10 protein-coding genes are annotated in these 12,245 nt (G+C 64.2%); 3 read left to right on the top strand and 7 right to left on the bottom strand.

What is annotated here, in order from left to right; genetic code table 11:
- The first annotated feature begins 74 nt into the window (after positions 1-74).
- Both OXH60_05765 and OXH60_05760 read left to right on the top strand, forming a co-directional pair.
- Positions 75-593: a hypothetical protein gene (locus OXH60_05765; GenBank protein MDE0711625.1), complete on the top strand. Its 519-nt coding sequence runs from the start codon at positions 75-77 to the stop codon at positions 591-593.
- Between the two features lie 213 nt (positions 594-806).
- Complete coding sequence (locus tag OXH60_05760; GenBank protein ID MDE0711624.1) at positions 807-1,550, top strand: DNA methyltransferase; 744 nt, start codon at positions 807-809, stop codon at positions 1,548-1,550.
- A 246-nt stretch (positions 1,551-1,796) separates the two neighbouring features.
- Here the strand turns inward: OXH60_05760 and OXH60_05755 are convergent, their stop codons facing one another.
- The 3 genes from OXH60_05755 to OXH60_05745 all read right to left on the bottom strand — a co-directional run bounded on the left by OXH60_05755 (position 1,797) and on the right by OXH60_05745 (position 5,685).
- Positions 1,797-2,609 (bottom strand): enoyl-CoA hydratase, encoded by an 813-nt coding sequence (locus OXH60_05755; GenBank protein ID MDE0711623.1) that lies wholly within the window; start codon positions 2,607-2,609, stop codon positions 1,797-1,799.
- A gap of 274 nt (positions 2,610-2,883) precedes the next feature.
- Positions 2,884-4,074, bottom strand: coding sequence for an ABC transporter substrate-binding protein (locus tag OXH60_05750; GenBank protein ID MDE0711622.1), 1,191 nt, complete (start codon positions 4,072-4,074; stop codon positions 2,884-2,886).
- Between the two features lie 192 nt (positions 4,075-4,266).
- Entirely contained in the window at positions 4,267-5,685 is a 1,419-nt protein-coding gene (locus OXH60_05745; GenBank protein ID MDE0711621.1) for a hypothetical protein, read from the bottom strand.
- A 476-nt stretch (positions 5,686-6,161) separates the two neighbouring features.
- On the opposite strand from OXH60_05745, the gene OXH60_05740 reads away from it, so the two are divergent.
- A complete protein-coding gene (locus tag OXH60_05740) occupies positions 6,162-7,937 on the top strand; it encodes an acyl-CoA dehydrogenase (protein MDE0711620.1) in 1,776 nt (591 codons plus the stop codon).
- 27 nt (positions 7,938-7,964) lie between these two features.
- Here OXH60_05740 and OXH60_05735 read toward each other — a convergent pair whose 3' ends face one another.
- Genes OXH60_05735 through OXH60_05720 form a run of 4 tightly spaced genes read right to left on the bottom strand, consistent with a single transcriptional unit; the run spans position 7,965 to position 11,904 of the window.
- Positions 7,965-8,798: a MaoC family dehydratase N-terminal domain-containing protein gene (locus tag OXH60_05735; protein ID MDE0711619.1), complete on the bottom strand. Its 834-nt coding sequence runs from the start codon at positions 8,796-8,798 to the stop codon at positions 7,965-7,967.
- A complete protein-coding gene (locus OXH60_05730) occupies positions 8,795-9,913 on the bottom strand; it encodes a CaiB/BaiF CoA-transferase family protein (protein MDE0711618.1) in 1,119 nt (372 codons plus the stop codon). The genes OXH60_05735 and OXH60_05730 overlap by 4 nt, the downstream gene beginning before the upstream one ends.
- A gap of 16 nt (positions 9,914-9,929) precedes the next feature.
- The gene (locus OXH60_05725) at positions 9,930-11,123 is read right to left on the bottom strand and encodes an acyl-CoA/acyl-ACP dehydrogenase (protein MDE0711617.1); all 1,194 of its coding nucleotides are present in this window, start codon (positions 11,121-11,123) and stop codon (positions 9,930-9,932) included.
- 31 nt (positions 11,124-11,154) lie between these two features.
- Positions 11,155-11,904: a porin gene (locus tag OXH60_05720; protein MDE0711616.1), complete on the bottom strand. Its 750-nt coding sequence runs from the start codon at positions 11,902-11,904 to the stop codon at positions 11,155-11,157.
- Positions 11,905-12,245 lie beyond the last annotated feature (341 nt).

Below are 12,245 nucleotides of genomic sequence, written 5' to 3'. Positions count from 1 at the left end.
TGCGATGCCTCAGGCAGGACGCGTCCCGCCTTCAGTGCCGGGTGGCGCCAACCGGGGGTAAGTGGAGGGGCACTATGCGTAAGATACTGATTGTGACGGGTTTTCTCGTCGGCTCGATTGCCGCGTCCGCGGCGCAGGCCGACATCATGACTGTGAAGGGCGAGGAAGCGCGACTATATTTCCAGGGGCTGTACCCTGCGTACATCCTGTTTCTGAAAGGCGGAATCCCCGAGGACACGCCGGATGCCTGGGTTGACCAGCCGTACATGGCCGTCCTGGATGTCCACGGTGGCCCGGAGGCGGGCAAGAGCGTCATCCTCCATCTGGTAACGACCAGCGAACGCAGCCCTCAACCTGAATGGTGCGTGACCGAAGGCGCCGGTGAGTTCGGCGGCCATGGCCCGACCTGCATCAACAGCGACGCGCCAAAATCCATGAACCAGCTGCGTTTCAAGGTGAAGGTGCGCTACGCGAACGAGGCGGAGAATCTGCCGGCCGAGTTCCAGGACCGCGACTGGGCTGAGTATCCGGAGCTGCCGGGGCGCCGCGAAAGCGAAGTGTTCGGCCCGGCCGAACTCCATATCGTCCGTTAAGAGCGGTATTCGACTCATTGTGATGACGCGCCCCGGAAGGCCAGCGCCTTCCGGGGCGGCATTCATTGTCGCAAACCATCCGGTTGAACCAATGCCCGCCCGTTGCCGATGACGGTTCCGTCAGTGCGGGATGCGGCGGCTTGTTGCCGGACATGCAATTCCTTTGGGCCTTGATGGACCTGCTGGTCTGATCGGCCGCGCTGGCACCCGCGAATGCCGCAACACGAAAAGCCGTCGAACCCGTCGGAACTGACCGACAGCGCCGGCTCCGTGTATTCCTCGGCCCGGGATCTCTCCCAACCGGCGATGAACCTTGCCCGCGATCTCTCGTACGGGGCGCGGCTCAAGATGGAGGGACTTCATCTGCTCTCCACGCTGTCCGACGGCAGCGTTCCTGTGGTTTTCTTTGATCCGCAATACCGCGGCGTGCTGGAGCATCTGTCGTACGGCAACGAAGGCGAGACACGGGGCAGTCCCCGTCGCGCTTTGCGTCAGATGACAGGAGAAATCCCCGAATTCGTGCGGGAGATCGGTCGCGTGCTGATGCCCAGCGGCCATCTGTTCCTGTGGATGGACAAGTTCCACCTTTGTTCGGGTTTTGCGGACTGGATTGCCCAGACGCGGCTTGAGGTCGTCGACATGATTACGTGGAGCAAGCAGAAGCTGGGGATGGGGTACCGCTCACGTCGTGTGGGCGAACATCTGGTGGTGCTGCAGCAACCGCCTCGTCGAGCCAAGGGAGTCTGGACCCGACACGACATCCCTGACGTCTGGGTTGAACCCGTGGCGAAGAGCCGGCACACCCATCGCAAACCGGTAGGCCTGCAGGCCGCTTTGATAGAGGCGGTGAGCAATCCGGGCGACGTGATCGTGGATCCTGCGGCCGGGTCATTCTCCGTTTTGGAGGCCTGCAAGCTGACTGATCGGCGCTTCTTGGGCTGCGATATCAACGGCTAACCGCGAAATTCGGTTACGGGCTTCTGCCTGGCCCCTAACGCGCGAATGCCGAACCCGCACCTGCCGGCTGTCGTGTTGGTGCTCGCGGGATGAACGGATGCTTAATCGCAGCGGCCGGCAGCGCAAGGATCCGACAACCGGGCGGCCGTAAGATGCCTCCACTCCCTGGCGAGGGATTCGACCTGATATTTCCGGGGCATCTTCGCGGAAACTCCGATCGTCTGATTGCCGGTATCCGGCTGCGGCTTACCGACCGGTAAATCGTGGTTCGCGCTTCTCGGCAAAACAGGCGACGCCTTCCTTGAAGTCCTCACTGGAAAAGCTCTTCTCCATTTCTCGGTCGGCGATCGCCAACGCCTCGTCGAGGCCGCCTCCCAAGGCCTCCCAGAGTTGGCGCTTCATGATCCGCGTCGACCGCGGAGAGACTTGCGTTGCGAGCATGCTGGCGTAGCTGTTGACTGACGGCAGCAGGTCGTCCGCCTTGAATGCAGCATTGACCAAGCCCAACTGGGCCGCTTCCGTGCCAGAGATGCGACGGGCAGACAGCAGGATGTCCTGCGCTCTTGCAATTCCCACAAGGCGAGGCAGCAGCCAACTGATTCCGTGCTCGGCGACCAAGCCTCGGCGACTGAACGCGCTCGAGAATACGGCCTCTTCGGCTGCAAAGCGCAGATCGCACCAAAGCGCGAGCACCAGACCCAGCCCCGCTGCCGGACCGTTGATCGCCGCAATGATCGGCTGCGGTACCGTGGGAAACCAGGTATGGGCGCCCTGAAACCCCTTGGGCGCGTCGGGATCGAATGGCGCGGGCTTGCCGCTGGAGCTTCCTGAGTCCGAATCGATCGCCTGAAGGGCTTCGATGTCCGCGCCGGCGCAGAAGCCCCGCCCGGCTCCGGTCAAGATGATCACGCGGATCTCGTGATCGTCGGCAAGGGTTCGAAAGCAGGTTCGGAGTTCCTGACTCATGCGTGGAGTCCACGCGTTCAATCGGTCCGGTCTGTTCAGCGTGACGGTGGCAATGCCGTGTTCGGCGCGCACGAGAATTTGCTCAAAGGTCATCGGAATAGCCTGTTGCAGAGATAAGGAATGGCGCCCCCACGATCCACGATCCGTTCACGGGATTGCTTTGGGTGGTACGGGGACAGCCTGCGTTGGCGATGTTAGCAAGACGCGGCAACGGCAATGGCTCGAGCAAACGTACCGGCGCTCCTGCCGAGCAGTCGCCTGTTGCGCGACGGACTGCGTGTGCGGCAATCCCCTACCGGATGGGTTCGGCAGCGCGCCGCGCCGATGGTGCACACGAGATCACGGGCAATTGCATGCGATCATTGTTTCAGGCCGAACAGCCGGGCTCCGGCGCGATCACCCCCAGTCGCTCCACGATCTCGAGGCCGCTTCCACTTCCGCGCGCTGCGACAATGCCCAGATGAGCATGATGCGACTCGGCGTCGATGGTCACTGGTCCCGTAGCGCTGTCGAAGGTCAGTCCCTTGAGGCCGTCCAGTACGGCGGGGGCGTGTGCCTCGCCAGACCGTTCTGCAGCGGCCGCAACGGCGGCAAGTGCAAGGTAGTGGGTATAGGCGTAGTAGGTCGGGGGGACGTCAGTTCCTCCCAGCCGATTCATCCGCGCGACGAGATCAGGCACGCCGCCGCCGGAGTCGCTTGCAACGAACGGAGAGACCGTCGCAACCTGCGACACTTCGGTCGCGGGGAGCTGGTGGGCGTGCAGCTCGTTGAAGCCGACCCAGCCAAACTTGATGCGATCAAGCAGTCCTAACTCACGCGCCTGATGGACGAAATGCACCCCGGGAACGCGCGGGACACAGAACAGGACGGTGTCGGCTCCGGTATCGGCGATCCAGCGAATGATGGGTCGAAACTTCTGCTCTTCAATGGGGGTCAGTGCCTGACCGGTAACGGACCCGTTGAAGCCGTAGATGACCTTGAGGATTGCCTGACGGAAGCTGGACAACTGCCAGCTGGAATAGGTTCCGATCAGAAAGTAGCTCCGTCCCGTGCCGCCATCGAGATGGCGCACCAGCGAAAAAATGTCCTGATTGGGTGTCGGTCCAACCGAAAAGAAGTTGTCGGAGCAAAACAGCCCCTCGTTGTTTGTTGCCGAAACTACCGGAACGCCCAGCTCGCCGAAGGCCCGGGCAGCTGTTTTTCGGCCGGCCGCGATGAATGGGCCAATGGCGGCAGCGACTTTCTCCTCGCGCACGAGCCGCGCGCACGTTTTGGCAAGTCCACGCGGGGTGGTGCCCGTGTCGGCGTAAACGATTTCAATCGGTCTGCCGAGAACTCCGCCGGCGCCGTTCACGGCGTCGGCTGCGGTTTCGAGGCCGAGGCGCATCTGCGCCGCGTGACGGTCGAGACCACCGGTCAACGGGAGCAACGCACCCACTCGGAGCACCGCGCTTTGCCCGACGGCAGGGATCGGAAGCAGACTGGCGGCGGCGCTTGCAGCGAGCCCGGCGACAACGGTTCGGCGATCAAGAGGGCGGGTGCCCGGCGTGACCTTCATGCGCATTCCTTCCGGGGGATCGTGGCGAACCCATCACCTGACGTGCGGGCAGAGGACTTGATCCTAACAGCACGGATACCGGCAGCGCGGAGGAGTGGATTGCGGACAGCGTGACCCGGATCGGCAGTCGCAGCCTGCGATGCGCCAGTCAGAGTGCCGGCAGCGGACCGGCATGAGGGCCGCCCCTGGCCCTCATGTGGAGGCCGGCGCTGCGCCCTCCACGTCCTTTCGGAACAGCCGCACCTGCGCACCGGTCAGCATTTCCCGGAGTTTTCCGCGTATCAGCCAGAGGCACAGCAACGAAGGAGTGACCATCAGCGTGGTAATGACGAAGAACGTGCCCCAGTCGCCGTCCAGGTAGTCGACCAGCGTGCCGGAAGACGCAGCGAACAGAGTCCTGCCCGCGGTACCGATTGACGCAAGCAGCGCGTACTGCGTAGCCGTGTACGTGCGATCCACCAGCATTGAGATGAAGGCGACAAACGTGACCGTCGCGAACGCACTCGTGAGATCGTCCATTACGACCGCGGCTGCAAACAGTAGTTCCGACTTTCCGGTCCAGGCGAGAGCCGCGAACAGCAGGTTGGTCAGCGCCATGGCGATGCCCGCTGCGAACATCGCTCGCACGAGTCCGATCCGGATCGCGCACAATCCACCGAGCACGGTGAACAGGACCGTTGTGATCCATCCCAGCCCCTTGGAGTAGACGGCGATATCGGACTTGGAGAAGCCGATTTCCTTGTAGAACACGAGCGACATGCGGCCCATGAACGCTTCGCCGATCTTGAACAGGAACACGAACCCCAGCACGGCGGCGGCAATCGCGAACCCGTTCCGGCGAAAGAAACTCAGCAATGGGCCGGTCACGGTACTGGCCAGCCAAGACCCGGCTCGTCCAAACTGCCCCGGCAGTGCCAGGCGTCCGGCCACGAGTTTCTCGTCGGCATCCTGCGCCGCGGCCCTTGCTTCGGGGGGCGGTTCGCTCACGAACATCAGACCGATGTTGCAAAGAATGACGACGATGCCGAGGACGAGAAACGTCGCTTGCCAGTAGTTCTCGAACCCGGCCGCCTGAAAGCCTGCTGCCGCCTCAAGGGCAACCACGCCGCCGAGCTTGTAGCCCGTCCACCACCCGACGACGGCCATAGCCGCGCCAGCCGCCATGGTTTCGCCTTCCGTGGTTCCGATCTGCTCGATTCTCAGGGCGTCGATGGTGATGTCTTGCGTCGCGGAAGCGATGGCAATGACGAGGCCGATCGCGATGACGCCGACGAGATTTGCCGACGGATCGACCGCGCTCCATGCGACGAGGCACAGGAGAATGACTGCCTGGAGGACGACGATCCAGGCGCGCCGGTGTCCCAGCCTGGCCGATAACCAGGGAACTCGGATCCGGTCAATGAACGGTGCCCAGAGAAAGTTGAACGCGTAGACGCCAAAGATGAGGCCCGCCCAGCCGATCGTTGTCCGGCTCAGGCCATCTTCCTTCAGCCACAGGCTGAGGGCGCTTCCGATAAGCACCCACGGAAATCCGCTGATGATGCCGAGAAGGAAAATGCGGCCCATGCGCCGCTCTAGGTAGGTGGCCAGTGATGCCCGAATGCTTGGCATGATGTTGGTCCCAGAGTTCGATCGCGCGGCCGGCCAGGAAGCGGTCGCATCGGGCCGATAGGTGATTTCGTCAGCAGAAGTGCAGTATGAACGCTTCCCGGCCGGCCGGGAACCAATCGGATCGGCGACGGGCAAGATCATCCGAGGTGAGACCGTGCTCAGGCGAGGCCGTTGGCGGGACTTCGGTTCTCCACGTGGTCCAGCCGCACGGTGGCCGTTGCGGGAACGGCCCGGGAACTGACCCTGCGGTGCGGCGTTCAGCTCCCGCAGACTTCAGCTTTGAGCCCGTATCGAGCATTCACGGTACCGTCGGAGCGGCTGTTTCCCTCCGCCGAACTGCCGATGGACCGCGTCCGGACAACGGCTGCCAACCTCGCTCCAGCCACGATATATTGCCGGTGAGCACTGCCGTTCGCCTACGGCTCGGGTGCACTCCGAACCCCACTTACCGACGAATTGTTCCGAAGGAGGCCTCCATGGCCGAATACCGGGCTCCGCTCGCCGATCTTCAGTTTGCGTTGAACGATATCGCTGATCTTCAGGCGATTCCCGACAGCAACGGTGCAACGCCGGAACTCGTTGAACAGGTACTGACCGAGGCGGGAAGGTTCGCCAGCGACGTGCTGGCGCCGCTGAACCAGTCCGGCGACCTCTCCGGCGCGCGGATCGAGAACGGCGTGGTGAGGGTTCCGGACGGCTTCGCCGACGCATACGGACGGTTCGTGGACGGAGGTTGGAACGCAGTGTGTGGCCCGACCGCCTGGGGCGGGCAGGGGTTGCCGTGGGTCGTGAGCACCGCCCTCAGTGAAATCTGGCAGTCGTCCAACATGTCGCTCGCGAATTGCATGATGTTGACTCAGGGGGCGGTGGAACTTCTCGCGCACCACGGCACCGACGCGCAGAAGCGGGCCTACCTGCCCAAGCTCATTAGCGGTGAGTGGTCGGGGACGATGAACCTCACGGAACCGCACGCCGGATCGGATCTCGGGAGGCTGCAGACGCGGGCGGAGCGGGCCAACGGCGCCTGGAAGCTGCGCGGGCAGAAGATCTTCATCACCTTCGGTGACCACGACATGTGCGACAACATCGTGCACTTGGTCTTGGGCCGACTGCCGGATGCCCCTGCTGGAGTGCGGGGCATTTCTTTATTCCTGGTCTCCAAGCGCGATGTTCTGGAGGACGGCTCACTCGGCGCTCACAACGATGTGCGAGTCAATTCGCTTGAACACAAGCTGGGCCAGATGGGCTCACCAACGTGCGTGCTCATGTACGGAGACGAACAGGGTGCACACGCCGAACTCGTCGGAGAGCCGCACGGCGGCCTCAAGACAATGTTCACGATGATGAATCACGCGCGGCTGAACGTCGGCATCCAAGGCGTCGCGATCGCCGAGCGCGCCTTCCAGCAAGCGCTGGAATACGCGCGGACCCGGGTCCAGGGATCGCCCATCGAGGAGCCACGTGCGGACGCCGTCGAGATCATCCGCCATCCCGACGTCCGGCGGATGATCATGGACATGAAGGCCAAGACAGAAGCTGCCCGGGCCCTGGCAATCGTTACGGCAGAAGCGCTCGACCTTGCCCGGGCGCATCCGGACCCCGGCGTGCGGGAGCGCTCCGCGCTTCGCGCCGAGCTCCTGGTTCCCGTGGTGAAGGGCTGGGGTACAGACCAGGGCGTCGATGTCGCGTCGACGGCGCTCCAGGTGCACGGAGGCATGGGGTACATCGAGGAGACCGGTGCTGCCCAGCACTATCGTGATGCGCGAATCCTGCCCATTTACGAGGGTACCAACGGGATCCAGGCGCTGGACATGCTGCGCCGGAAGCTGCATCTCGCGGACGGCGAGCCGTTTCGGGATTTGGTGTCCGACATGCGGGATGTCGCGACACAACTAACCGAAAGCCCGGGCGAAGACCTGCCGGCGATCGGCAGGCACCTCGCGACTGCCGCCGCCGCGACGGGCGAGGCCGGAGCGTGGCTCGCCGGACAGTTCCGGGACGATCCCCGTGCTGCAGCAGCCGGCGCAACACCGTTCCTGGAATTGCTTGGCTTCACGACGGGCGGCTGGACCATGGGGCGCGCCGCCATCCGGGCGGCGGAGCGGATCAGCTCTGGTGAAGCCGATCCGTTCCTCGGTACGAAAATCCAGACCGCTCGGTACTTTGCCGAGATGCATCTGCCGACAGCGGCGGCCCTGGCGGGACCAATCCGAGCCGCCGGCAACACCGTGGATGCAGCGGCAGTAGCCTGATGCGGTCCGCGAACCGGCGGGGCAGGGCTATGCAGTCGGCGGCATCGTTTCCCCGTGCATCGCGAGTCCGCCGTCCGGACCGCGGATCCAGAGTTCCGCGCCGGTTTCGGTGGCGCGGCCTTCCGCGCGGATAGGGGTATTGGCGAACATGGGCCGAAGGGCCCGAAACGTGAAGGTCTCCGGACACGCCATGCCGGCTTCGTGGCGTAGCGTCTCCAGGAGCAAGGTGGCCATGAGCGGTCCGTGGACAATCAGATCGGGGTATCCCTCGACTTCCCGCACGTAGGGGGCGTCATAGTGGATCCGGTGTCCGTTGAAGGTCACGGCTGAGTAGCGGAACAGCATGACCGGGTCCGGCCGGACCAGACGGGACCACTGCGGCTCGGCCGGAACGGCGGCGGCTTTCGGCGTGTCTGCGCCCGGAGCCGGCGCGTCCCGGTAGACCAAGTTCTGGGTTTCCTCGAGGCAGGTGTCCTCCCCGGAGGCGATCGTGTGACGCACCGTTACGAAGACGAGCGGCCCGGTCCGCCCGGTCTTTTCTTCCACGCGCGTGACCTCGGAAGTCCGTATGGCTGTCGCGCCAATCCGCAACGGCGCGAACCATTGCAGCTTGCCGCCCGCGTACATGCGGCGCGGCAGGTGTTCGATCGGCGGCAGAAAGTCTCCACGCCGAGGATGGCCGTCGATGCCGATCTGGTCGGGTGCGACGGCTTCCAGGAAGTAGCTCCAGTGCCAGCCAGGGGGCAGGGCGTCTCCTGTTTCGGGAGTTGGCGCTCCCAGCGTGGCAGCCAGGGCTTGGGCCGGCCAACGGGAGATGACGTCTTCCTGGACCCTGGGCTGCGGCGTCCAATCCTTGGTCATGCTGAAAACTCCGCACGAATGGCGCTCGAATGCTGTCCGAGACCGGGCACCGCCCGGTAGGAGGGCGCCACGCCAGCCACGTCGTTGGGCGGCGCTATCGTTTCAACGCTTCCGCCCGGCGTGTCATAGCGGACCAGTCGCAGCGCGGGATGCTCGGCCAGATCCGCCACGTCATTGAGTGCTCCGCATGCGATTCTTGCCTCGCGCAGGCGCTCGAGCAGCGCTGGACGGTCGTGGGTCGCGAAAGCGGCGCAGATGATCTCGTCGAGATCCCGACGGTTCTTGAAGCGGTTACCGACCGTCACGAAGCGCGGGTCGTCCGCGATCGCCTCGTCCCCAAGGACGTCGCGGCACAGGATTCGCCACTCGCGCTCATTCTGGATGGAGATCAGCACGAAGCGTCCGCATCGCGCGGGAAAGGCACCATAGGGCGCGATTGAGGGATGGGTCAGCCCCAGCCGCTGGAGGTCCACGGCGCCGTACCGGCGGCTCAGGTACGGAACCGACATCCAGTCGGCTATCCCGCTGAAGAGCGACGTGCGGATGCTGCAACCCTCGCCGGTTCGGGTTCGCCGGAACAGGGCCTGCAGGATCGCCGCATGCGCGTTCACGCCGGCACCGAGGTCGCAGATAGGGACCCCGACCCGGGCCGGGCCGTCCGGCGTGCCGGTCAGCTCGCACACGCCGCTTTCCGCCTGAACGAGCAGATCGTACGCCTTCATGTCTTCGTAGCTGCTGTCGCCGTAGCCCGAAATGTCGACGGTAATGAGCTGTGGATTCGCGGCACGGAGAGTGTCGGCGCCAAGGCCTGCCCGGGCGGCGCCGCCGGGGGCCAGGTTCTGGACGAACACGTCCGCCTTCGCCGCGATCGCGTGGAGCAGCGCCTGATCGTCAGGGTTCTTGATATCGGCTACCAGCGACTCCTTGCCGCGGTTCAGCCAGACGAAGTACGCGCTCTGGTCGAGGACCACCCGGTCGTAGTGGCGTGCGAAATCGCCGCCGTCCCGTTCAACCTTGATCACCCTTGCGCCGGCGTCGGCCAGCCGCGCCGTGCACAGCGGCGCTGCCACCGCCTGTTCGAGCGACAGCACAAGAATGCCTTCGAGATCCTGCATTGGCGAGGTGTTTGGACTAGTACGAGCGGGGCAGGCCCAGGACGTGCTGCCCGATGTAGCCGAGAATGAGATTGGTGGAAACCGGGGCCACTTGGTATAGCCGGGTCTCGCGGAACTTTCGCTCGATATCGTACTCTTCCGCGAAGCCGAAGCCGCCGTGCGTCTGCAGACAGCTCTCCGCCGCGTGCCAGGAAGCGTCTGCTGCGAGCAGCTTGGCCATGTTGGATTCCGGCCCACATGGCAGGCCCGAGTCGAACCGAAGCGCGGCTTTCTGCACCATCAGGTTGGCTGCCTCCGTCTCCGCGTATGCCCGTGCAATCGGGAACTGCACGCCCTGATTCTGGCCAATTGGGCGATCGAAGACCACCCGTTCACCGGCGTAGGCAACGGCACGGTCGACAAAGAAGCGGGCGTCGCCGATGCACTCGGCTGCGACCAGGATCCGCTCCGCGTTCATACCGTCCAGGATATAGCGGAACCCCTTGCCTTCCTCGCCGATTCGGGCCGTGTCCGGCACGCGGAGATCCTTGAAGAAGACCTCCGTGGTCGCATGGTTCAACATCGTCCGGATCGGGCGGATGCTGAGCCCCGACCGCAATGCCTCGGCCATATCCACTAGGAACAGTGACAGGCCGTCCGTGCGTTTGGAGACGGTTTCCGCCGACTCGGTTCGGGCAAGCAGGAGCATCAGGTCGGAATGCTCAGCCCGGCTGGTCCAGATCTTCTGGCCGTTGATGACGTAGGAAGCGCCGTCTCGGTCAGCCCGGGTCTGTAGTCCGAGGGTATCGCTTCCCGCGTTGGGTTCCGTCACGCCGAACGCCTGCAGTCGGAGTTTCCCCGAAGCCACATCCGGGAGGTAGCGCTGCTTCTGCGCTTCGGAGCCATGCCTCAGTAAGGCGCCCATCATGTACATCTGGGCGTGACAGGCAGCTCCGTTGCCGCCGCTCCGGTGAATCTCTTCGAGCACGGCGACGGCGGCGGACACCGGGAGGCCGGCACCGCCGTACTGTTCCGGGATCAGGCAGGCCAGGTAGCCCGCTTTGGTCAAGGCCGCGACAAATGCCTCGGGATAGGTCCGGTCACGGTCCAGTGCGCGCCAGTACGGGCCGGGGAAGCGGGCGCAGAGCTTCCGCACGCCGTCGCGGACATCAGCCCACGGATCGCCCCCATCGAGCAAGGGCTCGGAACGCGTCAGATCAACTGGTTTCATGCAGGTCGGAACCGACGACTGGCAGCACAGATCAGAAGCCGACGCTCACACCGATGCTCCAGGTGCTCTCCCGCTGGCCAGATTGCGCCTGCCAGCTTGCCAGTTGCTCCGGGTGGCTTACCTCGACGTAGTTGAAGTAACCCCGGAGCCCGGGCTTGAATGCGTATTCCAGATCGACGGAAAGCGAGTCAAGCGAACGTTGATTCGCGGGATTCACCGTACGCCCTGTCCAAGAGCCGTCTGTCCAGGTAGTGATGAGAGAGGTGCCGACCCGAAATGCGCCGAACCGGTAGTTGGCACCGAGGTTGTAGCCGCGCCGCACGTTGTCGATCGCAGGATCGTCGGCGTCGAACACGCCGGCACCCAGAACGAATCGGCCATACTGGAGCGCGCCCACCAAGGACACCGTTTCCCTGCCCGTCCGTTCTCGAGTGGTGATTGATGGAGGGAGTGCGCGATAGACCACACCGACGGCGATATCGAGTTCTGAATACCCCGCCGACCATGCCGCGGTGGTCTCGAACGGTTTCCTCGCCCGCCATCCAATATCCGACGCCGAGCCTTCCTCGCAGGTAGGCGAGGGATGCACGAACGTCGTGGATTCCTCACCGCCGCCGATCCGGTGCGTGCGTAATGCGCACGGCACCACGTCGGACGACCCGAAGTGAAGTGTGCCAAGCCCACTGGAGCGTCCGTCGTCTGCTGCCGCGGGGACCACTGAACATACGATCAGCAATCCGGCCGCGCTCGCCAGCCGGCCGACCCATCGACCCTTACTCACGCCCTGGCACTCCTGCAACGCTTCGGCAGCCGAGCCCGGCGACCGTAGTGGCTCCCCTCACTCACGACTACCATATTTAGGTCTTCCGAGCGGTTCAAGGAAGTTTGGAAATGCCCCGGTCAGTTCCGGGCAGACGACGACACGGCAACCGGTAGTCGACGACGCGTTCCATGCCGGCATCTTGACAGAGGCCGGGTGTCGGTCGTAGACGCATGGGCCGGCCCTGTTGGTGTAGCCTAAAGGGGCCGGGGTCGCCGGCCGGCCACCGGGGGCGGGGTAGCTCAGTTGGTTAGAGCAGCGGAATCATAATCCGCGTGTCGGGGGTTCAAGTCCCTCCCCCG

The sequence above is a fragment of the Rhodospirillales bacterium genome, assembly GCA_028824295.1.
Classification (GTDB): domain Bacteria; phylum Pseudomonadota; class Alphaproteobacteria; order TMED109; family TMED109; genus VXPW01.
The sequence above is the reverse complement of the archived record's forward strand: the minus strand, read 5'-3'. Positions and strand labels throughout refer to the sequence as shown.